The 23,039-nt window shown below is 55.3% G+C and carries 28 protein-coding genes; 16 read left to right on the top strand and 12 right to left on the bottom strand.

Going from position 1 to position 23,039, the window contains the following annotated elements; translation table 11 throughout:
- The first annotated feature begins 183 nt into the window (after positions 1 to 183).
- Positions 184 to 2,439 carry a cation:proton antiporter gene (locus NHF56_RS00470; RefSeq protein ID WP_252800577.1) on the top strand — a complete coding sequence of 752 codons (2,256 nt, stop codon included), beginning with the start codon at positions 184 to 186 and terminating at the stop codon, positions 2,437 to 2,439.
- Positions 2,440 to 2,466: 27 nt separating this feature from the next.
- Here the strand turns inward: NHF56_RS00470 and NHF56_RS00465 are convergent, their stop codons facing one another.
- From NHF56_RS00465 to NHF56_RS00455, 3 genes are all read right to left on the bottom strand, one after another.
- Entirely contained in the window at positions 2,467 to 2,910 is a 444-nt protein-coding gene (locus NHF56_RS00465; protein ID WP_252804771.1) for a response regulator, read from the bottom strand.
- Positions 2,911 to 2,921: 11 nt separating this feature from the next.
- Entirely contained in the window at positions 2,922 to 4,406 is a 1,485-nt protein-coding gene (locus tag NHF56_RS00460) for a CHASE3 domain-containing protein (protein ID WP_252800575.1), read from the bottom strand.
- A gap of 176 nt (positions 4,407 to 4,582) precedes the next feature.
- Positions 4,583 to 4,780 carry a CsbD family protein gene (locus NHF56_RS00455; protein ID WP_252800573.1) on the bottom strand — a complete coding sequence of 66 codons (198 nt, stop codon included), beginning with the start codon at positions 4,778 to 4,780 and terminating at the stop codon, positions 4,583 to 4,585.
- Positions 4,781 to 5,018: 238 nt separating this feature from the next.
- Between NHF56_RS00455 and NHF56_RS00450 the strand changes: the two genes are divergently transcribed.
- The 10 genes from NHF56_RS00450 to NHF56_RS00405 all read left to right on the top strand — a co-directional run bounded on the left by NHF56_RS00450 (position 5,019) and on the right by NHF56_RS00405 (position 11,547).
- The gene (locus NHF56_RS00450; protein WP_252800571.1) at positions 5,019 to 5,354 is read left to right on the top strand and encodes a YqjD family protein; all 336 of its coding nucleotides are present in this window, start codon (positions 5,019 to 5,021) and stop codon (positions 5,352 to 5,354) included.
- Positions 5,355 to 5,367: 13 nt separating this feature from the next.
- The gene (locus NHF56_RS00445) at positions 5,368 to 5,808 is read left to right on the top strand and encodes a hypothetical protein (protein WP_252800569.1); all 441 of its coding nucleotides are present in this window, start codon (positions 5,368 to 5,370) and stop codon (positions 5,806 to 5,808) included.
- A gap of 47 nt (positions 5,809 to 5,855) precedes the next feature.
- Positions 5,856 to 6,368, top strand: coding sequence for a Dps family protein (locus tag NHF56_RS00440; protein ID WP_252800567.1), 513 nt, complete (start codon positions 5,856 to 5,858; stop codon positions 6,366 to 6,368).
- 62 nt (positions 6,369 to 6,430) lie between these two features.
- Positions 6,431 to 6,685 (top strand): hypothetical protein, encoded by a 255-nt coding sequence (locus NHF56_RS00435; protein ID WP_252800565.1) that lies wholly within the window; start codon positions 6,431 to 6,433, stop codon positions 6,683 to 6,685.
- Between the two features lie 330 nt (positions 6,686 to 7,015).
- Entirely contained in the window at positions 7,016 to 7,810 is a 795-nt protein-coding gene (locus tag NHF56_RS00430) for a response regulator (protein ID WP_252800563.1), read from the top strand.
- 35 nt (positions 7,811 to 7,845) lie between these two features.
- A complete protein-coding gene (locus tag NHF56_RS20795) occupies positions 7,846 to 8,835 on the top strand; it encodes a sensor histidine kinase (protein WP_252800561.1) in 990 nt (329 codons plus the stop codon).
- 65 nt (positions 8,836 to 8,900) lie between these two features.
- Positions 8,901 to 9,983: an AI-2E family transporter gene (locus NHF56_RS00420; protein ID WP_252800559.1), complete on the top strand. Its 1,083-nt coding sequence runs from the start codon at positions 8,901 to 8,903 to the stop codon at positions 9,981 to 9,983.
- Positions 9,984 to 9,987: 4 nt separating this feature from the next.
- A complete protein-coding gene (locus NHF56_RS00415; RefSeq protein ID WP_252800557.1) occupies positions 9,988 to 11,001 on the top strand; it encodes a putative zinc-binding metallopeptidase in 1,014 nt (337 codons plus the stop codon).
- 39 nt (positions 11,002 to 11,040) lie between these two features.
- A complete protein-coding gene (locus NHF56_RS00410; RefSeq protein ID WP_252800553.1) occupies positions 11,041 to 11,340 on the top strand; it encodes a hypothetical protein in 300 nt (99 codons plus the stop codon).
- A gap of 33 nt (positions 11,341 to 11,373) precedes the next feature.
- Positions 11,374 to 11,547, top strand: a complete 174-nt coding sequence (locus NHF56_RS00405; protein WP_252800551.1) for a hypothetical protein — start codon at positions 11,374 to 11,376, stop codon at positions 11,545 to 11,547.
- 149 nt (positions 11,548 to 11,696) lie between these two features.
- Here the strand turns inward: NHF56_RS00405 and NHF56_RS00400 are convergent, their stop codons facing one another.
- Positions 11,697 to 11,867 (bottom strand): DUF1328 domain-containing protein, encoded by a 171-nt coding sequence (locus NHF56_RS00400; protein WP_252800549.1) that lies wholly within the window; start codon positions 11,865 to 11,867, stop codon positions 11,697 to 11,699.
- A 183-nt stretch (positions 11,868 to 12,050) separates the two neighbouring features.
- On the opposite strand from NHF56_RS00400, the gene NHF56_RS20980 reads away from it, so the two are divergent.
- Positions 12,051 to 12,263 (top strand): NepR family anti-sigma factor, encoded by a 213-nt coding sequence (locus NHF56_RS20980; RefSeq protein WP_373456278.1) that lies wholly within the window; start codon positions 12,051 to 12,053, stop codon positions 12,261 to 12,263.
- A 1-nt stretch (position 12,264) separates the two neighbouring features.
- Positions 12,265 to 12,828, top strand: a complete 564-nt coding sequence (locus NHF56_RS00395) for a sigma-70 family RNA polymerase sigma factor (RefSeq protein WP_252800547.1) — start codon at positions 12,265 to 12,267, stop codon at positions 12,826 to 12,828.
- Positions 12,829 to 12,843: 15 nt separating this feature from the next.
- On the opposite strand, the gene NHF56_RS00390 is transcribed toward NHF56_RS00395, so the two are convergent.
- Positions 12,844 to 13,206: a hypothetical protein gene (locus NHF56_RS00390; RefSeq protein ID WP_252800545.1), complete on the bottom strand. Its 363-nt coding sequence runs from the start codon at positions 13,204 to 13,206 to the stop codon at positions 12,844 to 12,846.
- Positions 13,207 to 13,400: 194 nt separating this feature from the next.
- Here NHF56_RS00390 and NHF56_RS00385 point away from each other — a divergent pair, with 194 nt between their 5' ends.
- A complete protein-coding gene (locus tag NHF56_RS00385; protein ID WP_252800543.1) occupies positions 13,401 to 14,156 on the top strand; it encodes a Crp/Fnr family transcriptional regulator in 756 nt (251 codons plus the stop codon).
- A gap of 9 nt (positions 14,157 to 14,165) precedes the next feature.
- Here the strand turns inward: NHF56_RS00385 and NHF56_RS00380 are convergent, their stop codons facing one another.
- The 7 genes from NHF56_RS00380 to hmgA all read right to left on the bottom strand — a co-directional run bounded on the left by NHF56_RS00380 (position 14,166) and on the right by hmgA (position 21,791).
- The gene (locus NHF56_RS00380; protein ID WP_252800541.1) at positions 14,166 to 15,254 is read right to left on the bottom strand and encodes a histidine kinase dimerization/phosphoacceptor domain -containing protein; all 1,089 of its coding nucleotides are present in this window, start codon (positions 15,252 to 15,254) and stop codon (positions 14,166 to 14,168) included.
- Positions 15,255 to 15,364: 110 nt separating this feature from the next.
- On the bottom strand, positions 15,365 to 16,279 hold the full coding sequence (locus NHF56_RS00375; RefSeq protein ID WP_256995373.1) for a diacylglycerol kinase family protein: 915 nt from the start codon (positions 16,277 to 16,279) through the stop codon (positions 15,365 to 15,367).
- A gap of 275 nt (positions 16,280 to 16,554) precedes the next feature.
- Positions 16,555 to 16,755 (bottom strand): DUF2783 domain-containing protein, encoded by a 201-nt coding sequence (locus NHF56_RS00370; RefSeq protein WP_252800537.1) that lies wholly within the window; start codon positions 16,753 to 16,755, stop codon positions 16,555 to 16,557.
- A 3-nt stretch (positions 16,756 to 16,758) separates the two neighbouring features.
- On the bottom strand, positions 16,759 to 18,366 hold the full coding sequence (locus NHF56_RS00365) for an FAD-dependent oxidoreductase (protein WP_252800533.1): 1,608 nt from the start codon (positions 18,364 to 18,366) through the stop codon (positions 16,759 to 16,761).
- A 20-nt stretch (positions 18,367 to 18,386) separates the two neighbouring features.
- Positions 18,387 to 19,337, bottom strand: a complete 951-nt coding sequence (locus tag NHF56_RS00360) for an MBL fold metallo-hydrolase (RefSeq protein ID WP_252800532.1) — start codon at positions 19,335 to 19,337, stop codon at positions 18,387 to 18,389.
- A gap of 64 nt (positions 19,338 to 19,401) precedes the next feature.
- Positions 19,402 to 20,421 carry a fumarylacetoacetate hydrolase family protein gene (locus tag NHF56_RS00355; RefSeq protein WP_252800530.1) on the bottom strand — a complete coding sequence of 340 codons (1,020 nt, stop codon included), beginning with the start codon at positions 20,419 to 20,421 and terminating at the stop codon, positions 19,402 to 19,404.
- A gap of 35 nt (positions 20,422 to 20,456) precedes the next feature.
- Positions 20,457 to 21,791, bottom strand: coding sequence for a homogentisate 1,2-dioxygenase (hmgA, locus tag NHF56_RS00350; RefSeq protein ID WP_252804770.1), 1,335 nt, complete (start codon positions 21,789 to 21,791; stop codon positions 20,457 to 20,459).
- A gap of 178 nt (positions 21,792 to 21,969) precedes the next feature.
- Here hmgA and NHF56_RS00345 point away from each other — a divergent pair, with 178 nt between their 5' ends.
- Positions 21,970 to 22,422: a MarR family winged helix-turn-helix transcriptional regulator gene (locus NHF56_RS00345; protein ID WP_252800529.1), complete on the top strand. Its 453-nt coding sequence runs from the start codon at positions 21,970 to 21,972 to the stop codon at positions 22,420 to 22,422.
- Positions 22,419 to 23,033, top strand: a complete 615-nt coding sequence (maiA, locus tag NHF56_RS00340) for a maleylacetoacetate isomerase (RefSeq protein WP_252800526.1) — start codon at positions 22,419 to 22,421, stop codon at positions 23,031 to 23,033. The genes NHF56_RS00345 and maiA overlap by 4 nt, the downstream gene beginning before the upstream one ends.
- The last annotated feature ends 6 nt before the right edge of the window (positions 23,034 to 23,039 follow it).

Below are 23,039 nucleotides of genomic sequence, written 5' to 3'. Positions count from 1 at the left end.
AACGAACGGGCTCTGAGATTGTTCCTTAATTTAAGATGAAACCAGCCGTTCCGCTGAGGAGCAGACACAGCCGGGGGTAGTATGCGGCGCTATAAAATAGCATCATCCCCATCGCGGCCACACGGAACAAATTATCGGCGGACGCATTCATCAGCTGCGCCAGAGCAGCACACGGGGTAAGAGATGAACACGAACAATTGGCGCGGCTTGAAATGGCCGCAAGGCGTCTTCGCGCTCGCGTTTCTGGCCATTCCCGCGCTCGCCTATGCCGCAGGCGCTACTGGCGAAGGCCCTTCAGAGAGCCTCTTCATTCTGCAAATCGTCATCCTCGTCGTCGTCGGTCGACTGCTGGGAGAGTTGATGGTGCGCATCGGCCAACCTTCAATTCTCGGGCAGATTATCGGCGGTGTCTTGCTCGGTCCGTCAGTCTTCGGCGCGCTCTTCCCCGACCTTCAGGCCCAGCTCTTTCCCGGCAACGAAGCACAGTCCGCCATGACCAATGCGGTGGGCCAGATCGGCATTTTAATGCTGCTTCTGCTCGCCGGCATGGAAACCGATCTTGGACTGGCAATCCGGCTGCGCAAGGCCGCAGCCGCCGTTTCGCTTATGGGTATTGTGATTCCCTTTGCCTGTGGGTTTGCCCTTGGCGAACTCATGCCGATTGACCTGGTGCCAGACCCCGACAAGCGGATCGTCACTTCGCTTTTTCTGGGAACGGCCCTTTCCATATCCTCGGTGAAGATCGTGGCATCGGTGGTGCGCGAAATGAACTTCATGCGGCGTAATGTCGGGCAGTTGATTGTCGGCTCGGCGATTATCGACGACACGATCGGCTGGGTCATCATTGCCGTAACCTTCAGTCTGGCCAGATCGGGAAGCATCGACATCCCAACCGTCGTCAAGAGTGTTGCCGGCACGCTGATCTTCATGGCGGTGAGTTTTACGATAGGCCGCCGCCTCGTTTTCAGGGCGATCCGCTTTACCAACGACCATTTCAAGAGCGATCTGCCCGTCTTGAGCGCCATCATCGCCATCATGGGACTAATGGCAATCATCACCGACATGATCGGTGTCCACACGGTGCTCGGCGCTTTCGTTGCGGGTATCCTGGTAGGGGAATCGCCGATTTTGACGCGGCAGATCGATACCCAGCTGCGCGCCCTCACCAATTCGCTTTTCATGCCGGTCTTTTTTGGCCTGACCGGGCTGCATACGGATTTGAGCGTGCTGGGCGACCCGGAAACACTCATTCTTGCAATCGGCCTCATCGTCATCGCCAGTATCGGCAAGTTCGGCGGGGCTTTCGCCGGTGCGCGCATCAGCGGTTATTCCCGCGCCGAAGCAATCGCTCTCGGCTCGGGCATGAATGCGCGCGGCTCGACAGAAGTGATCGTTGCCTCCATCGGACTGAGCGTCGGCGTGCTCGACGAACGTCTGTTTTCCGTCATCGTCGCCATGGCGATCGTAACCACCATGGCGATGCCGCCCTCTCTGCGCTGGGCGCTCGCCCGCCTCCCCATGCGCGAGGAAGAGCAACACCGCCTGCAGCACGAAGGCTTCGAAGAAAACAGCTTTATCGCACAGTTCGAACGCATCTTGTTGACCGTCGACAAAAGTGCCAGTGGCCGCCTGGCCGCGCGTCTGGCGGGTTATTTCGTGGCATCAAGAGGCATGCCGGTCAGCGTCCTCAGCGCCCGTGAGGATGAGGAGACCGGAAAGAATGAGGCCGAGGTGAAAGATGGCGCCATTGATATCGTCGCCACGAAGGCAAAGGATTCCATCGAGTCCGACAACGACACCGGCGATCAGACAACCTCCGACATTCACGTGAGCGCCCTGGCCGGCGAGGGCGAGCTACTGGAAAGCCTGCGCGGCGGCGCTGAAAAGGGGCATGACCTGCTTTTTGCGGGCATGGAGCCCATGATGGATGAAAAAGGTGGATTCAGTGCGAGAACGACTGAGCTTTCCGGTGCATTCAGCGGAACCACGGCCCTGATTTCGTCGCGCGGAACGCTCAACCAGCAGGCCGACGCGGACCTGCGCATTCTCGTGCCTTTCAGCGGCACACGGCAATCCACCAACGCGGTAGAATTTGCTCTTGTCATCGCCAAGGCCTCAGGTTGTTCGGTCGGCGTGCTGTCGATAACCGAACCCCGCGCCGACACATTCCCGCGCTTGAGCGACGTGCCAAGCCAGGAAAAATCAGTATTCTCGGAAGTCGATGCGCTGGCTAAATATTATGACGTGTCCGTTCACAAGATCACCCAGCAGGGTGGCTCGCCGGAGGTGACAATTCTCCGCCATGCCCGGCGCGGGCGCTATAACCTCATCATCATGGGTGTGACCCACCGCTCTGGCGAAAAGCTCTCCTATGGCCGCATCGCGGACACCGTGTCTGAAACGGCAGACCGCTCAATCGTGCTCATCGAAGCGAAATGATTTCGGCTGCCGAAGATCCCCGGCAGATCAGGCAGGCGCTATCTGCATGACGGAAAAGAACATTCCAAGCTGGCGGATAGCATTGGCAAAGCCATCGTAGTCGACGGGCTTGGTAATATAGACATTGGCACCGAGATCGTAGCACTTCTTGATCTCGGTCTCATCGTCTGTCGTCGTCAGGATGACGATCGGCGTGCGTCTCGTATGCTGGTTGGATTTCAGTTTTTCGAGGATCTCCGTGCCGGACATATCCGGCAAGTTGAGATCAAGGAGAACAAGCAGATAGCGTTCTGCAGAGACCTCGCCGCTGCGATCTTCTCCAAGAAGATAGTCGAGCGCAGTCTTGCCATCCATAAACGGTATGATTTCGTTGTTCACGCCCGCGCGTCGGACGTTCTTCTCGATCAATCGAGCGTGACCCTCGTCATCTTCGATCATGACGATCGTCACTTCTTTGCCGTTTGCCGTCATACTCATTACTCTCACACTCTCTTCAAAAATTCTGCAAGATCCGCCGGTATTCGCACGACAAAGGTGGAGCCTTCTCCGACCTTCGAGCGAACCGTCACATCTCCACCCAGGTTGCGGGCCAATGAGCGCACATGCGCCAGGCCAATTCCGTCGCCTTTCTGATTCTGCTGTCCGGCGCGCCGGAAAAGCTCGAATACACGTTCCTGATCCTCGGGCGCTATACCGCGCCCATTATCATTGAACTCTATCTGCACGAATCGACCGGTACGTGCCCCATCAACAACAATCCGCAACGGCACGTCCAGGTTCCGGTATTTAATTGCATTGTCGATGATGTTGGTAAATATTTGATCAAGAGAAAGACGATCGGAGTTAACCTGCATGGCAGGCACAACGATATCGATCTCACCGTCACCCTCTGCAATGCGGTGCTGCAGGCTGTTGGCGCTGATTTCCGCGACATCGCGGACGTCAAAGCGTTCGGGTTTGAGCTGACGCCGACCATCGCGCGATATTTTCAGGATCGCGTTGATCAGGCCGTCCATTTTCGAGGTGGATGAACGAATGAATTCCAGCGCTTCCGGCACATCGGTTGCGGCGGCTTCACGCGCATCGGTAATATCCTGCTCGGAGAGAGGCTTGCCATCAGCCAGAACATAGGTTTTCAGCCGCTCGAGCGACATTTCGAGCTCTGAGGTAAACCCCATGATATTCACAAGCGGCGCCCGAAGATCATGCGTGACAATATAGGCAAACCGCTGGATTTCCTGGTTGGCGCGCAGCAGATCTTCCGTTCTTTCGGCAACCCGCTCTTCCAGGTCCGCGTTCAGTTCTATCACCTGACGCCGCGCAGCCGAAAGGGACATGACGTGGCGCTGAATGACGAAGATCGCTCCCCCCAGCACAATGACGATGGCAACGCCTGCCCCGACAATCACCCATTTCAAATGGGCGGAACTTTCCACCTGACGTGCAATGTTCCTGTTCACATTATTGTCGGCGATATCGATGATTGCCTGCATCCGCTGGCGAATGTTGCTCATCAGGTTTTGGCCAAATCCCCGCTGAATGATGTCATTGGCCTCCGCGATCTGACCCTTTCCAGCAAGTTCAACCGTCTGGGCCATCTCCTGCAGTTTGGAGTCAATCATCTCATAGATCGGGCGCATATCGCTTTCATAGGCCGGATGATTGTTGAGAAGCTGTTGGAGCTTGTCTTCGGCGACCGGAATTCGCGAGACGGCATCGTGATATGGCTTCAAAAAGTCAGGGTTGAGTGTGAGGATGTATCCGCGCTGTCCGGTCTCGGCGTCCTGCATCATGCTGAAAAGATCAGATGCAGCGTTGCGGATGGCCAGCTCATCGACCAGGGAATCAAACGATCTATTGGAACGATCGGCCATGAAAAGTGCCGAGCCGATAATGAAAAGCAGGAGCGCAAGCCCAAACACCACCATGCCAAACGACAGTTGGACGAATCTCCTGTTAAACGTCATGTATGGGAGCCTTCCTCAATGATCAAATTATGAATAGCGCTTTTATAGACAAAACGGCCAGAAGCCAAACGAACGAAAAACCGCGCCTTCGGGGACAAAAGGCGCGGTTTCTATGAGGCCACTACGATGCGGAGTGGGGGCGGAGGGTGCAGTGGCCTTGGGGGGCTTCGTTGGGATCAGTTCCGACCAAGCCAGCTGTCGATTTCCTTGTCGGCTTCGTCCTGCGACTTGCCGTAAGCTTCCTGCAGCTTGCCTGAAAGTTGTTCGCGGTTGCCGTCGATCACATCAAGATCATCGTCGGTAAGTTTGCCCCACTGGGCTTGAACCTTACCCTTCACCTGTTTCCAGTTACCTTCGACCTGATTCCAATTCATGTCTCTCTCCCTGTTTCTTGGAGGTTTCGATGTCTGGAAAACGCAGCAAGCAGAATTTGGTTCCACACCGCTCCATCTTTTTTGATCCGAGCTTGCAGCCCCGGCGCGCACCCGCACAAGACCCTAATAGAAAAGCCGAGCAGCAAGAATTCTAACAAAGCTCGGAACAAATCGGCCGGGCCCAGCATTTAGAGGATGAATAATGTCCACCGAAACGAAACACGAAAAGGAGATTGTCATGGCTACGACCTCTGCAACGAAGAACAACGGCTCGAATAATCATGCGCAGATGGCTGATATCGAAGAGCAGCTCGCGAAACTGAGCGAGGAAATGAAGGCGCTGACAAGTGTGGTTTCCGATTTCGGCTCGGGCAAGGTGAGCAACGCGCGCGCTCAGGCGTCCGATATTGCCGACGAGTTGAAAACCAGATCGGTCAGCACGATCAACCGGGCGTCCAAAACCCTCAGTGCTGCAGAAACCGATTTTGAGGATCAGATTCGCACGAACCCACTGGCAGCCGTTGGAATAGCGGCAGGTGTAGGCTTCCTGTTGGCCATGGTAACGAAGCGCTGAGAAGGTGCGGACAATGAGTAACAGCCTCGTGGACTTTCTGGCTGGAACCGTATTGCCGCGGAAGGAAAAGGTCGTCGGTGGCGTTGCTGTCGCGGCCTGCATTGCTGTGCTTCTGAGCACAGCTTATATCACCCTGATATTTGCTGCCTGGTACGCCCTCGTGCCCCTTTACGGTCCTGTCGGCGCTTGCCTCCTGATTGCGTGCGCATCCATCGCGCTCGTACCGTTGGTTCTGGCGCTGAACTGGTCCTATCAATCAATACGCAAACGCCAGCGCCTGAGAGAAGCACAGCGACAGGCTCTGACGGCCGAAGCGAAGATCGCCCAGACTGAAGCGCAGATCGCCCAATTGGCCGTGACGGCACTTCCTTTGCTTGTTCGCAAAAACCCGATTGCTGCTGTGAGCGTGGTGACCGGTCTGAGCTATCTCTTGACGAGAGCCCAAAGACGGTAAGGCGCCCGGAAAAACCCACTTGATTTAAAAACAAACAGGAGAAGAAGATGGCCAACACAGTCAAAGCTCTCAAAGCGCACTCCCATGAGGAAGATATCGATATCGGACTTTCCGGTACCTATCGGGCAGAAATTTCCAAGTCGTTGACCGAAATCCTGGCCGGCACCTATCGGCTGACCATCAAAAGTCACATTTACCACTGGAATGTGGTCGGTCCGCTTTTCAAACCGCTCCACGAATTGACTGAAGAGCATTACGAGGCTCTGTTTGCCTCGGCTGACATCATCGCCGAGCGAATTCGTGCCCTTGGTCATCTTGCGCCCGTCAGCATGGGCGACACCAGCAACCTGACACCGAAAAAGGGCGAAACGGACCATGATACGGCAAACGAGATGATTGCCGATCTGATCGCCGATCACGAAGCGGCTGTCAAATTGATGCGCAAGACGGGCGGCAAGGCAGGCGACGCCGGCGACCTTGTGACGGAAGATATGCTGACCGCACGTTTGACCTTCCACGAGAAGGCGCTGTGGATGTTGCGCGCCATTCTCTCTCAATAATGCAAAGCCGCCGATGGCCAATTGGGCCGTCGGCGATTTTTGCAAGGGAAAGGAGAAAGATAATGAAGCCCGAAAGCAGATTGACAGCTCAAATCAATGAACTCATGCAGGATGAGGACAAGAGCCGCGCGGAGAAGATAAAGGCGATCGAGGAAATTTACGAATATGCCCGCGCTGAACAGCGCACCGCCAGCGAAAGCATGATGGTCGATGATGACGGCTTGAATGAGGCTCTCAGACATGCCGAGAAGGCGCTTCAGGAACTCAACGCCGAATCGCCCGCCAAGAAGGATTCGCATTCTGCCGCGACACTTTAAGAAACTGTCTGAAATCAGCACTGGCCGCTCGCATATCGAGCGGCCTTTTTGTCTTTGAAATAAATCCGTACCGATAGGGAACTTTTCCTGTCGTCGCGCATTTAACGTTCGCACGTGTCAGGGGTCATAAAGGGTTGGAGAAAATGTCATTTAAATAATAAAACAAACAGATCAGCTTAACGTCTTTCCATTTGCTGGTTGCCCCACCATATGAGCGGATATGAGTGAAACCAACGAAGAGCCATCTAAACGGTCAACGTTTCATGTACAAAGCGAAGGCGCCGGAAAAGGCGCATCTTCCCTAAAAAATCAGAGCGGAGAAATCAAAACATGTCAGTGACAGCGCGCATCGCAGCACACCTTCCCTATTTGAGGCGATTTGCTCGTTCCATCACCGGATCTCAGATATCAGGTGATGCCTATGTAGAAACAATGCTTGAGGCTTTGATCGAAGACCTTTCGCTCTTTCCGAAAGCAAGCTCTGACCGTGTCGCGGTTTACAAGCTCTTTGTATCCATCTTCGACAAACTGGACATCGATATTGGTGAAATCAATTCACCATTCGCATGGGAGCGCCGCGCCGCTGAGCGCCTGAGTGAGCTTCCCAAGAAGGAGCGCGTGGCCTTCCTGCTCGTCGCCGTTGAATCCTTTTCCGCTGAAGAGGCCGCTGAAATCCTGGATACGTCTGCGCAAAACTTCTCAAAACTGATCGAAGAGGCTGCACGCCAGATTTCCGGACAGGTCACGACGGATATCATGATCATCGAGGATGAGCCGCTGATCGCGCTCGACATCGAGCAAATGGTCGAGGACCTGGGTCACAAGGTGACGGGCGTCGCCCGGACCCATTCTGAAGCAGTCAAGCTTTTCAACGAAACGGCGCCGAAGATGATCCTGGCCGACATTCAGCTGGCAGATGGCAGTTCGGGTATTGACGCCGTCAACGAAATTCTGACGACGGATGACGTTCCGGTGATCTTCATTACCGCATTTCCCGAACGTCTGCTCACCGGCGAACGTCCTGAGCCAGCGTTCCTGGTGACCAAACCCTTCAATCCCGACATGGTGAAAGCTCTGATCAGCCAGGCGCTTTTCTTCAATGAGCGGCGCGTAGAGGCAGCCTGACCGATTTTCGGTAGGGCGCCAGGAGAGAGAATCCAGTGCACCGGCTTTCATGGGTAGATCCTGAAAGAATTGATTCCCTCGCACGGGATTTCTTTATCCATGCGCTTATCGACATGGGCGCATCCTACATTCTCTACGACGACAAAGAGCGCGCCATATGCATAACAGGTCTGCCGGAAAGGTGGCGCGGCAATATAGGCCAAAGCCCTTCGGATGAAGTGATTTTCGGAAACGATCTGGCCCAGCAGCTGAAAAGCATGCGTCAAGGGCTGCAGAAAGCCGGAGACCAAGGCCTTATCGAGTATGAATTCGACGACGGGTGCATTTTCCAGTTCAAATGCCGGCGGTTGTACATTCCCGACCAGGGCCTGTATTTCATACTCTCTGTCGCCGACAAGACGGAAGAGCGCCAGCGCGAAATCTTGCTTCAGACCCTTTTGCTCGAAGTCAGCCATCGCTCCAAGAACATGCTGGCAATCGTTCAAGGGCTTGCATCGCAAACCGCACGCTACTGCGTCTCTCTTGACGAGTTCCTCATTAAGTTTCGTGGCCGTATCCAGGCACTGTCGAAATCGCAGGACCTGATCACCGACACCGATTGGCGGGGTGTGCATTTTTATGATCTGGTGGCAACACAGACCGAGCGATTTACCAGAACGCATTCCTTGACCTTCGAGACGACTGGCACGAACGCGCTTCTTCCGCCGAATACGGCGATCAATATCGGGCTGGCCTTCCACGAACTTGCCGCCAACGCCGTGGCCCACCACGACCTCTCCAAAGGCCCGGGCAAGGTGATTGTCAATTGCAGCCAGGTCGAAGAGAACGGAATCATGAAGTGGGAAATCATCTGGCAAGAGGACTTCGCCAAGGCTGCCCTGCCGGATGAAAATTCCGGCGAAAGCCGGTTTGGCGCCATCATCCTTGAAAAGGTCGTGCCCACCTCCATTGCAGGTACAGCAAAGCTGGATTTGGACCAGAACGCGCGCTACGTCCTGACATTTCCGGTGGGCATCACCGACTGACCGACGTGTCTTCAGCGGAACAAACCGCTCTTCTGCGCATTCTAGGTTGAACAGGAGTGCGGGGCATGGATGGCAGGAGCCATTTCTACAGACGTATCGAACTTGAAAGCATGCTGCGCATGTGCTCGCGCGTCGCGGCCATTTGCATTGCATTGCTGTTGTGGATAGCAGCGCTCGACCAGGCACAAGTGGTGCTGGCGCCACTTTCGCTCGGGATCATCATGGGCCTGATGGTTCTACCCGCCGCACAGTTCCTGGAACGTAGCGGAATATCACCGTGGCTTTCCGCCGGCGTTGCCGTCATTCTCTTTCTGCTGCTGATTATGGCAACACTGACGGCCTTTGCGCTCCCCATTTCGACCTGGGTCGATCAGGCCCCTCAAATCTGGCAAGCGCTGCAGCTGCGCCTGAACGATTGGCGGGCAACAATTGAATCTGTCAACGAAGTGGTTGCCCAGGTCAGTAAGGGCGTTGGAACTGCCGATGGCATGCGTGTCACCGTTGACGAAAACAGCGGCGTCGAAACCGTCATCACGCTGGCCCCGCAATATGCCGCGCAGATCCTGCTTTTCCTGGTTAGTTTGTATTTTTTTCTGGCGACACGCGAGAGTTTTCGCGCAACTGTCCTCACCCTTTGCGTCACAAGGCCGCTGCGTTGGCGCACCGCACGGATATTTCGCGATGTTGAGCAGCTGATGTCCCGCTATCTGTTCGTTATCTCCATTATCAATCTTGGCCTTGGCCTTTGCGTCGCACTTGTCATGTGGTTGATAAACATGCCCACCCCCCTTCTGTGGGGGATGTTGGCAGCTTTTCTCAACTACGCCGTCTATGTCGGACCGGCTCTCATGACATTGATCCTGACGCTAATCAGTCTGGCGACACATCAGAACCTTTTCGACACGCTTCTCCCGCCGGCGCTCTATCTCGGCCTCAACTTTATCGAATCGCAATTGGTGACGCCCAGACTTTTAGGGTCAACCGCCACAATCAACCCGTTCCTGATCTTTCTCTCGCTGACCTTTTGGCTCTGGTTGTGGGGGCCGATCGGCGGTTTCATCGCGGTCCCCTCCCTTTTGATCCTGTCTGCCATTTTGCGTAACATCATCCCCCATCTCGCCTTGTCCATGAGAGAGGACCTCAGTTAATCCCATGAAAATATTTCAATGCACTGAGTGCGGCCAGCCCGTCCACTACGACAACACGGTCTGCACCGCGTGCGGTGCGTCATTGTCTTATGATCCGGCGAGCTTCGAGATGGTATCCTATCGCGAAACACCGCCAGCAAACCACAAGCTCTGTGCCAACCGCGAAATCGCGATATGCAACTGGCTCGTGCCGGAGACCGACGAAGATGAGTTTTGCCAGGCATGCCGGCTGAATCTCAAGATTCCGAACCTTGCCGACCCGGACAAGGTGGATAAATGGCAAAAGCTTGAAGCTGCGAAGCGCTACTTTCTTTACGGTCTGATGCGGCTCGGCCTGCCGATTATCACGCGAACCGAAGATCCCGAACACGGCCTTGCCTTTCAGTTGCTCTCCAATGATGGTCCCGAAGGCGACATCATGACCGGCCATGACAACGGCCTGATCACCATCAACATAGATGAAGCTGACGACCCCGAACGGGAGGCAAGGCGCGAAGCGCTGGGCGAAAATTTCCGCACCCTGATCGGCCATTTCCGCCATGAGTCCGGCCACTACTACTGGAACCTTTTCATCTTGGGGGCCGACGGTGACAATGCGGCTCGCAAGACATTCGGCGACGCGCGTGAGGACTACGCTGAAGCGCTGCAACGATATTATGACAGTGGTCCGCCACCGGATTGGAGCGCGCAATATATCAGCGCCTATGCATCCAGCCATGCCTGGGAAGACTTCGCTGAAACCTGGGCGCATTACCTTCACATTGTCGATGGATTGGAAACGGCTCTTTGTTACGGCCTCTGGCCGACGAATGGGCCAGACCCGTTCAACGCCTACGAATCCGGCGATACACAAATGATGGTCGAGGCATGGACGGAGCTTTCGCTGGCCGTCAACGCCATCAACCGCAGCGTAGGGCAGCCGGACCTTTATCCCTTCATCTTCTCGCCGCCGGTCATCGACAAGCTCGACTTCATGCATGACCTGGTCGCAACCAACAGCAAGAGGAACAAAACATAACCGTGGCCGTTAATCTTTCATTAACAGCCGGAGGCGGTCATGAGCAATATTGCAGCCATTCTTGTTCTCGTCGTTTGCCCCGCAAACACCGACCATTGCATGAGTGAGCCACTTCGCGTGGTGTCGTATCAAAGCATGGCACAGTGCGAGAGTGAACGTCCCCAGGAAATCCGCTATGCAACAGACATGGGGCTGGATGTTTATGGAAACTGCAATCCATTCGACGCAAAGCTGCTCAAGGACCGCAAACCGATCAACATGGCTGCAGGCTTCGATTTGAACGCTGGTACACCCGTCAGCGCAATCAATAACGCTACACGCCTCGGATTCTCGAAGTAAGCAGTGCAATCCCCTGAAAAAGAGGAGGTTGAGATGAACATGCGCAAAAAAGATATGCAAATCAGGCAGTTTGAGCAAAAGACACAAACGGATGAAGACCTGGAATCCATGGTCCCGCCGCTATGGTCGAGATTCACCATTCAGCTGATGGTGGGCGTGCTTGTCGTCCTCGCCTTGATTGCCGCCGGTGTGATGGTCTGGGGCTGATTTTTGCCGCATAAAGATAAAAAACAGGCGTGGTCTGAGGCCACGCCTGTTCTTGTTGTGAATTGAAAAACGCAAGGGGATCGTGGCCATGAATGCAAAAAACCCGGCCACAAGGACCGGGTTTGAACGATGAATCTCTTCTGCCGAACTTAAAGGCGACGACGGTTGATGCCCCCGAACACCAGGGAAATGATAAACAGCACCAGGAACACAAAGAAAAGGATCTTTGCGATGCCAACGGACGCGCCAGCGATTCCGCCAAAGCCAAGCGCACCGGCAATCAGTGCCACGACCAGAAAAACGAGAGCATAATAGAGCATTGGAATTCTCCTCTTGATGATGCCCATTTAACGCTTGTCATTCGTGATGGTTCCCAAGGTGGTCCAAAAACAAATAAGCCCCGTTGAACCCACTGTGTTTTCCGCTAAAATTTCGACGGCCCACCCGGAACTTTGCATCCCTTGGCACGTTACAGATCTAATTCAACAAAATCCGTGGTTATAATGGTAGATAGACAGAAGCGAGACACCCCCCCTTTGGCAGGCAGCTCGGAACCAACAACAGATTTCGCAACCGACGGAATTGCAACGAGGCTTCGCGACCTCTTCAGCGAAATCGAAAACGAGGGCATTCCTGATAAGCTCGTTCACCTGCTCGATAAGCTCGATAAAGCCGAAAAAGCGCAGAATTCAAACGAGAATCAGCGGGAAGACTAAGATGGCTGACGCTAGTCACGACAGTTTTGATTTCAAAAAACAGCTTTTGAGCGCCCTTCCCAGTCTCCGCGCTTTTGCCGTTTCGCTTTGCGGCCAGCACGATCGGGCAGACGATCTTGTCCAGGAAACCGTGATGAAGGCATGGTCGAAGCAGGAGAGCTTTGAACTTGGCACCAACATCAAGGCTTGGCTGTTCACCATTTTGCGAAACGAGTTCTACTCCCAGCTGCGCAAGCGCGGCCGGGAAGTGGCAGATACAGATGAGGTCTATTCCTCCAAACTCTCCGTCCATCCCAACCAGCTGGGTCAAATGGACATGCAGGATTTTCTGGCTGCATTGGCTCAAATCCCGGACGACCAGCGCGAAGCGATCGTCCTCGTCTGCGCCTCCGGTTTTTCCTACGAAGAAGCCGCAGAGATTTGCGATTGCAAGATCGGTACGATCAAAAGCCGCATCAATCGCGCGCGCAACCGCCTTCAGGAACTGCTGGATGTTGATAACGTGCTGGAATTCGGTCCCGATTCGACAAGCGCGGCCGTCATCAAACAGAGCTTCGCAAGTTAACTGCGAAACTTTGTTTTACGGCCTCACGATCCAGGCATTGAGACGGTTTCGAATTTCCCATTCGTCGAACGGCTTTTCGATGATACCGCGCGGCGAAAGCAGCGATAGTGCCGAAACAAGCTTTGGGTATGACGAAAGGAATACTACGCCCGCCCCTGTCTTGTTGATCTGGGCAAACTGATGGGAATATCCCGACTCCAACGGTGCCGCATCCACAAAAACCAGGTCGAACCGACCGCTCTGCAGCGCACTTCCCAAAGCGCTGCCATGACAGATCGAGATCGTGCATGGCATTGTCTCGTTCAAAATCCGCTCAAGCTCCATCGCAATCAGAGGCTGATCATCAGCAATGAGGATGCTCAATATATCTTTATCCATAATTCCTTCGCCAATCTGGCGGCCTGTGCAAACGCACCAAGCGCCGGTTGCACGTGTTCAACTCCGACGCCCGAAGCATTAACCAAACGCGTTTTCAGAAGGACCGTCATTTAAAAAAGACATACTCAACGTCGTTTTCGGGAACAAAATACCGCGCCCGCAATTTTGCTTTTGTGAAATAAGGTCGGAAATATATGGAAGAAACGGTCAAATTACCCAAGACAGGCTGCGAAAGCTGTTCACTGCGAGAACTAAAGGGCTACAGGACGTTCTCTTCCCCTGCAGAGGCCAAATTCATAGCAAAGTTCAAATCAGGTGAGCTGAACTGCGAGCCTGGAACGACGATTGCGGCCGAAGGCTCCTTCAGCCCGCACCTCTTTACAGTGCTGGACGGCTGGGGCTTCCGATACAAGACGATGGAGGACGGTCGCCGTCAGGTCATCAACTTCATCGTACCCGGCGATCTGGTCGGTCTGCAGGGCGCAATCCTGGACCAGATGGATCACAGCGTGGAAGCGCTCACCAAGATGCGGCTTTGCATTTTCGAACGCGACCGCGTCTTTTCTCTCTTCGAGAAACACGCTCAATTGGCTTTTGACATAACCTGGCTTGCTGCCCGCGAGGAATTCATGCTGGACGAGCACCTGCTGAGCGTGGGTCGCCGCACAGCCTTGGAGCGGGCAGCTTACCTGTTGGCATTCCTGTATGAACGCGGCACTGCCTCCGGTTTGATCTCACCCAAAAAGACGCACCTGCCTGTGACCCAGGACCTCATTGCAGACATGCTCGGCCTGTCCCTGGTTCACACCAACAAGACACTGCGCAAACTCGCTGACCAGAAACTGATTTCCTGGCAGGACAAGGGCTGCAACGTGCTTGACCAGGAAGGTCTTTGTACCGTTGCAGAATGGACCCCGCCTGAGGAAGGCGAACCGCGTCCATTTCTGTAGAGCGGTTTTCTAAGCGTGATTGGGGGTGCTGGATGGCGCGGTCAGATCAATATCGACTGCAATCGAGGTGCCCCGCTCCCGGTCCCCTTGAGTAATACCGCGCCCCAGGGAGGCCGCCATGGTTTTCACGATTTTGCTTCCAAGGCCGGTTGAGGCCGAATTGGGCCGCGCATGGTTCAAACCCACGCCATCATCTTCAACAAGCAATGTCGCCCGGCTTTCGTCGTGCTTGGTGAGTTTCACCCGTATCTCCCCGGCTTCACCGTCGGGATAGGCATATTTATAGGCATTCGTGACAAGTTCCGAGACAATCATGCCGACGGACACGGATTTATCGGCTGGCAGATCAAGCTCGTCGATTTCCGTTTTCAGCGTCGGGCCGCCATTGGGCTTGCCCACTGTCATTGCCAGATCGCGCGTGATCTCCCCGAGATAGGGCTTGATATGCACTTCGCTGACATTGTCGGAGGCATAGAGACTGCGGTGCATGGCCGCGATGGCGGTAATGCGCGCCTGCGTTTCATTCAGCGCATGGCGGGTGTTTTCATCATCGGTATTATTGATCTGCAGCCGCAGGAGGCCTGCCACCAGCGCCAGGCTGTTTGCCACCCGATGGTTCATTTCAGACAGCAGTGATTCGGCGCGGTCCTTGGCGATGCGGATTTCTTCATCGGCCTTTTCTTTTTCAGCACGAAGACGCGCATTGGCAACTGTCTGCTTGATGGCATCGGCCAAAAGCGGAAAAAAATCATCGGCAACGCTCTTGATGACATAATCCGACGCGCCATTCTTCATCGCATCGATTGCCACACTCGCCTCGCTGGAACCGGTGATGTAAACCACCGGCACACGCAGCGCCATTTCCTTGAAGCGCCCCAGCACCTGATGCCCGGTCATATTGCCTAGATAATGGTCGAGCACAACGACATCGAAAACTGAAGCTGAAAGAATTTCAATCGCTTCATCCGCATCCTGCGTATGAACCACGTCCGCGCCCGAGCGCGTCAATTTGCGCTTGGCCAATTCCGCAAGGGTTATATCATCATCAATGTAGAGAACGCGGATATTTGCGTCTTCGGACTTTTCAGGCGAGTTCACAGAACACAAACCTTTGATTTCGTTGTAGCATCACTCAGTCTTACCTTCTACCATCCCCAAATAACAGGCAAATATCCATAATATGTGGCAATTGGGCAGTGTAAACCGGATCATCGCGGTGCGACCTCCTTTGGCACACGGACTGTGAATGCCTTTTCATGCACGCGAAATGAAACCTCTTCGCCAACAAGCTGCAATTCTCCGTCAATCGAAGCGCGAACGCGACGGGTTACGCTCAAAAACTGCAAGCGTACATCCTTCGCCGCCTTGAACTGCACAGCAGGATGCTGGCTCCATTGCCCCGTCAATATCGAGAATGAAACACTCAGGAGACCGGCGAACGGCAAGGGGGGAACGATATAGACGCCCAGTTTGCCCTCGTTCGGGTGATCGGAATAAGGGAGATGCCCGGGTCCAAAGACGTTGTTTGATACCGCGATCAGCCCGTATTCGCCTGATCCGACTTCTTCATCATCGCAGAAAACACGAGCCTCGACATTGCGCCGGGAACGGAACGCATAAAAGGTGGCGCGGGTGCTTGCAAGTATCTTCCCGATGCGCGTGCGATAAGGCATGGAGGCCCGCAGACGGATCATCTTGGGCTGCAGGCCCACCGAAAACTGATGAATGAAGGGATAGTCGTTGGCTGTAACGAGATCGCACGCCATGTCCCGACCGTCTGCGAGCTGTTCTACTGCAGTGAAAATGTCCGGTTCAATCCCCAGACCCCGCGTAAACAGGTTCATTGTGCCGGCGGGAATTGGCAGGAGCAGTTTGCCGCTTTTCCAGGCATGCGACGCCGCCAACGAAATTGTCCCGTCACCGCCTGCGGCGATGACGCCATCATACTGAGAATCGGAGAAGACGTCCTCAAGCTTCCCCGGAAGATCCGGCCCCTTGACCTTGATAACATCGACGCGATCACCAGCCTGCGTGAAAACCTCCCGCAAATGCCGGCTGAACATATCAAAATCTGCTGTCCGTAACGACCCGCCCTTAGCGTTTACAATAGCCGCAAGTCGCATTGTCTTCCCGAAGCCGCTTCAATTTCCCTGACCGTTTGCACTATCCACGCCGAAGCCTCTTAAACGCTCAAGAGCGCATTTGGTTCCGCAGAAAATGCACACGGCCAATATCAATTGATAAGAAAGCTTCCGCAAGATCAAGAGCGCGCAATGCCGGTGGACTTACACCTTCCCTGATATCGCAAAAAGCAGAGCCGGAAATGCCAAAAAGGAAAGCCGTTGGCTCACGCTTCGTAGAACGTGCTGGCCAATGACAAAACTCGGACTGGTGTTCGTCATGAGGAATGGCGAATGGATGCCGCTTTGAGAGCCTCGGAAAGAACCGCGCGATCCCCTATATGATTGGCAAGCAGCAGGATCAGACGCGCATTCAGAGCGTCACTCTGTGCCTTCGTCAGACCCTCATGTGCAGCAATCAGCTCGGAATAGAACTCATCCGGTCCGGCAATGTTTGCGTTGGTTTTGAGCAAGCCCATCTTCTACCTCCCGATCGCTTTCAAAAGCGCCTTCCGGACATCGTTTTCTGCAAAATGCTCCCAGCGTGCGACAACATGCTGGTCGGGCCGGATGAGATAGACAGCTGAGGAAGCGTCACCGAGATAACGCTGCTGCAGATAGTCTTCCGCTTCATCCGCCGTATTGAGGGCAATTCGCTTGACTGAAACACCCTCGACATCCAGGGCAGCGGGCGCTTCCGCATCAATGGTCAGCAGATAAAATTCGCTCCCAAGCAGGTTCAGCAGAAAGCGGTTGCCGACGGGCAGATCGACGACGGGAGAGCCCGGACGCGTGCGCGCCGGCATCTTGTCGCAATCCGCGCCATTCAACGGAGAGCCGTCATAGGTGCAGGGCACCGAAAGTCGCCCCGAGTTCACCATGGGCCGCATGCCCTCGTAGTGTTCGGCAAGCTCAAGCACCGCATCGCGGAAAACCCGGCTCATGTCCGATTTCGGCGTGATGAAGTCGGTCGAGCGCGATGAGTTGAGGATATTCTCGTCCGCACCATAAATCCGCTCGCTGTCATAGGTCTCAAGCAGGCTTGCGGGGGCTTTGCCGTCAATGATCAGCTTCAACTTCCAGGCGAGATTATCCGCATCCTGAATGCCGGAATTGGCACCACGCGCGCCGAAAGGCGACACCTGATGGGCGGCGTCGCCCGCAAAGATCACCCGGCCTTCGTGGAATTTCTCCATGCGGCGACACTGGAATGTATAAATAGAACTCCACTCCAGCTGGTAGCTGATATCGGCACCCAACATCGCCCGAAGCCGCTTGTCGATATTTTCAGGCTTCAGCTCTTCCTCGCGGTCGATATCCCAGCCGAGCTGAAAATCGATACGCCAGACATTGTCCGGCTGCTTGTGCAGAAGCGCAGATTGCCCGCGGTTGAACGGCGGGTCGAACCAGAACCAGCGCTCGGTCGGAAATTCAGCCTCCATCACCACATCGGCAATCAGGAAATTGTCTTCAAAGATGCGACCGACGAAATCAAGGCCCAGCATCTTGCGAACCGGCGAACCGGCTCCATCACAAGCAATCAGCCAGTCGGCCTCAATGGTGTAAGGGCCTTCCGGGGTGTCCACTTGAATGGTCGCTTTGTCGGCATCCTGCTCAACTGAAAGAACCTTGCTGCAACCGCGCAGATCGATCGGCTTGCCCTCGGCCTGCAGTTCCCGCAACCGGCTCACCAGGTCCGTCTCGAAATAATATTGCTGCAGATTGATAAAGGCGGGATGACGGTGTCCCTTCTCGGCCAGCAGATTGAATTCATAGATCTGCCGATCATCGAAAAAGACTTTGCCGAGGTTCCATTTGACCCCCCTCTCGACCATCGGCAGGGCGCAACCCAGCCTGTCGAGTATTTCCAAGGGACGTTTTGCAAAACAGATCGCTCGCGAGCCCCAGCTCACCTTGTCGTTCTCATCCAGAACCACAACCTCGACACCCTGCAACGCAAGATCGACGGCAACAGCAAGGCCAACGGGCCCGGCACCCACCACCACGACCGCGTGGCGCACTGGCGCATGCGCGTCCTGATCGCTCGACCGCCGATAGGGGTAGAGCGGCGTTTCAAAAAGCTTTCCCATGTCTCCTCCCGTCTGCAGGCTCAGCCCTGCAGATCAGCCCACATTTGCTGGTCACGTTCCGCCGTCCAGATGCGCGGCGTATCGATGCCTCTTGCCTCGTCATAAGCGCGCGCAACGTTGAAGGGCAGGCAATGCTCGTAGATGGCGTAGTCGGCGAACTTTGGATCGCATTCGGCGCGAACCGCATCCCAGGCTTCCTTCAGCGTGCCGCCACGGGCAACAACCTTGGCCACCGGCTTGTAGGTACTCTCAACGAAATCAGCCGTATTGGCGATTGCTTTTGCGACCATCTCTTCGCCCACCAGCGCGTCACCACGGCCCGGCGCAATACTCTTCGGCTCGAATGCCGCAATGTTGGCGAGCGTGTCGGACCAGTCGTTGAAATGACCATCGCCGCAATAGCAGGCAGAATGATATTCCACGATGTCGCCGGTAAACATCACCTCCTGATCGGGAACCCAGATCACCGCATCGCCAGCCGTATGCGCCCGCCCGAGCTTCATGATATCGACGCGGCGCTTGCCGAGATAAACGGTCATCTGCTCGGAGAACGTGGTTGTCGGGCGCGTCAGCCCCGGAATCTCTTCATGCCCCTGGAAGAGGCGCGGAAAACGGCCGAATTCGGAATCCCAGTCTTCCTGGCCGCGCTCTTCGACCATCGAAGCTGCAACGTCGGACATGATGATTTCCCGCGCGCCGTAGGCGGAAGCGCCCAGCACCCGAACGGCATGATAATGGGTCAGCACCAGATGCGAGATCGGCTTGTCGGTCACTGAACGCACGCATTCCATCACCTTGCGGGCAAGGCGCGGGGTTGCCTGCGCCTCCACGATCATCACGCTCTCGTCGCCGATGATCACGCCAGTGTTGGGATCGCCCTCGGCGGTAAAGGCATAAAGCCCTTCACCCACTTCCGTGAAGCTGATCTTTTTCTCTGCCATGTCGCCTTGCGAAGCAAATGCCTTTGCCATGGGTATTCTCTCCTTTTTGGTCTTTTAAGGGGAGCAGACGGTTTCGCCTGCTCACCCCCAAAGCTTAATTTTTTTCGTATTTCCTGACGGTCTGCTCGATGGCGCCGAAGATGGAATGACCGCTCTTGTCCTTCATCTCGATACGCACCGTATCGCCGAATTTCATGAATGGCGTCTTTGGCTTGCCATCGTTGATGGTCTCGATCGTGCGGATTTCCGCAATGCAGGAATAGCCCGCACCGCCTTCCGAAACAGGCTTTCCGGGACCACCATCAAGCTTGTTGGACACTGTACCCGAGCCAACAATCGTTCCGGCACAGAGCGGACGGGTTTTGGCTGCATGCGCAACGAGTTGGCCGAAATCGAAGGTCATATCGACCCCGGCATTGGCGCGACCGAACGGCTTGCCGTTGTAATCGACGCAAAGCGGCAGATGCACCTTGCCATCCTTCCACGCATCACCGAGTTCATCAGGCGTGACCGCCACCGGCGAGAAAGCCGAAGAGGGTTTTGATTGGAAGAAGCCGAACCCCTTGCCAAGTTCGGCAGGTATGAGACCGCGCAATGAAACATCGTTGACAAGCATGACGAGACGGATGGCGTCGCGTGCTTCTTCTGCTGAAGCCCCCATCGGCACGTCATCGACTATCACGGCAACTTCGCCCTCCATGTCAATGCCGAAGGCCTGATCGTCAGCCATTACAATGTCGCCGCGCGGGTCCAGGAAACTGTCGGAGCCGCCCTGATACATCAAGGGATCGGTCCAGAAGCTTTCAGGCATTTCGGCGTTGCGCGCCTTACGGACCAGTTCCACATGGTTCACATAGGCCGAACCATCGGCCCATTGATAAGCGCGCGGCAAGGGCGAGGCGGCATCATGCTCGTGAAACCGCATGGAAGGCTGAGAGCCTGTTTCCAGCCCTTCGGCCACACGTGCCAGACGTGGCCCGGCATGTTCCCAATCGTCCAGCGCTGCCTGCAGCGTTCGCGCAATATGACCGACTTCGGAACAGCGGGTCAGGTCCTTGGACACGACCACGAGTTTCCCATCACGCGTCGAATCCCTCAATGTTGCGAGTTTCATTGTCTCTCCCTGTATTTTTGTCGGTTTTGAACCCGTTATTTCAAGCCCGGCGTACCGTCGAACTTCTTGTCCAGTGTATCCCAGCAATCGATATAGTCATCCTGCAATGGTGCTTCCTTTGCAGCAAATTCTGTCAGATGTTGCGGGAACCGCGTTTCGAACATGAACTGCATCGTGTTGTCCTGGAAATGCGGCTTGAGAACCTCGTTGGAGGCGCCTTCAAACGCGTTGCGATCCGGACCATGGGGCAACATGCAATTGTGCAGGCTCATGCCGCCTGGAACGAAGCCCTGCGGCTTGGCGTCGTAGACCCCATAAATATTGCCCATCAATTCCGACATGATGTTCTTGTGATACCAGGGCGGGCGGAAGGAATGCTCGGCCACCATCCAACGCTCACGGAAGAGAACGAAATCGATATTGGCCGTTCCTTCCTGACCTGAAGGCGCAGTCAGCACCGTGAAAATCGACGGATCTGGGTGGTCGAACAGGATCGCACCCACAGGCGAGTAGGTGCGCAAATCGTATTTGTAGGCGCAGTAATTGCCATGCCATGCGACCACATCCAGCGGCGAATGATCGATCCACGTTTCATGGAATTGCCCGCACCACTTGATCACCACGCGGCTCTTTGCATCACGGTCTTCGAAAGCGGCCACCGGGCATTTGAAATCGCGCGGATTGGCAAGGCAGTTTGCCCCAATCGGACCACGCCCCGGCAGATCGAATTTCTGGCCGTAGTTCTCGCAAACGAAACCACGCGCGGGGCCTTCCAGAACCTCGACGCGGTAGACAAGACCGCGCGGCAGAATGGCAATTTCCTTCGGCTCGATATCGATCACCCCAAGCTCGGTACAGAAGCGCAGTTTGCCTTCCTGCGGCACGACCAGAAGCTCACTGTCGGCAGAGAAGAAATATTCGTCCTTCATCGATTGCGTGACGAGATAGACATGGCTTGCCATGCCAACTTGCGTGTTCACATCGCCTGCCGTGGTCATGGTGCGCATGCCGGTGATCCACGTCAGCGGTTCATCACCAATTGCGACCGGGTCCCAACGGTATTGACCCAGCGAAATGACGTCAGGGTCCACATTCGGTGCCGTCTTCCAATAAGGGACGTCAATCTTCTGGAAGCGTCCTGTATGTTTCACAGAGGGGCGAATGCGGTAGCACCATGTGCGCTCGTTCTGCCCGCGTGGTGCGGTAAAGGCCGTCCCGGAAAGCTGCTCTGCGTAAAGGCCGTATTCGCACTTTTGCGGGCTGTTCTGCCCCTGCGGCAAAGCACCGGGCAAAGCCTCGGTTTCAAAATCATTTCCGAAGCCCGGCATGTAGCCTTCATGCGTACCAGTTACATTGGCAGCGCGGATCATGCCCTTGGGAAGCTCGAGATTCGTCATCCTGTTTTCCTCCACATAAGCCACGCTCTCCCGCGCGGCCTGTTTCACTCAATATTCGTTGCATTTGCAATGAAGTCAAGAATATTGTTGCATCCGCAACGGCATTTACGCTTATTGAAACACGATTGTGCGGGAAGTTGGGGGCGACAATATGAGCGAAAAGGGACGAGGAACGGCACCCGAATTCGACCTGATGCATTTCACGCCTTACCGGCTGACCGTGGCGGCACAAAAGCTCAGCGACGGCTTGGCGCGGCAATATCGAACACGATTTGGCATTTCCGTTCCGGAATGGCGGGTTCTGGTTCACCTCACCCATTCCGGAAATGTCTCGGTGCGCGATATCGAGATGCGCGTGGCCATGGAAAAATCCAAAGTCAGCCGCGCCGCCTCGCGCCTTGAGGATGCCGGCTATATCGCAAAACGCATCAACGACAAGGACCGCCGACTGGTTCAGCTTGCACTGACACCGAAGGGCGAAGAGCTGATGTCAAAGCTCCTGCCCTTGGCAATCGCCTTTCAGGCCGAGATCGAGGAGAAACTCGGCGATACCTTCAAAGGCCTGGATGATGCGATCGAAAAGCTTCTGGGAGAGGAACAATGATAACACTTCACGATTACTGGCGCTCGTCGGCAAGCTACCGCGTGCGCATTGCGCTGAACCTTGCAGGTCTCGATTACAAGAGCCTGCCGGTCGATTTGACCAAGGGCGAGCAGACATCGCCGGAACACCGAGCACTCAACCCGCAGGGCCTTGTTCCGGTGCTTGAAATCGGACGCCAAAAACTGACCCAGTCGCTCGCCATCATCGAATATCTGGAGGAAGTTCATGGCGTCGGCCTGCTACCCGATAGCGCCATTGAGCGCGCACATGTCCGCGCACTTGCCTATGCGGTGGCGATGGAAATTCATCCGGTGTGCAATTTGCGCGTGGCGAAATTCGTCACGCAGGAAACCGGCGGAAAAATTTCAATGGAACATTGGATGCAGTCCTTCATCGCACCCGGCCTGGCTGCGCTGGAGCAGATGGTGGGCGACGGCAATTACTGCCACGAAGACCGGGTCTCTCTGGCCGACATCTGCCTCGTGCCCCAGCTATACAACGCCCGTCGCTGGAATGTCGATCTCGCTGCGATGCCCAAGCTCTTGCGGATCGGCGCGCATCTGGAAACGCTCCCCGCCTTCAAGCTGGCCCATCCCGACCGTTTTCAGTGATAGCCA

Origin of the sequence: Rhizobium sp. L1K21 (assembly GCF_024055895.1) — a bacterium.
GTDB lineage: Bacteria > Pseudomonadota > Alphaproteobacteria > Rhizobiales > Rhizobiaceae > Ensifer_A.
Note: the sequence above shows the minus strand (reverse complement) of the source record. Positions and strands in the feature narration are given on the sequence as shown.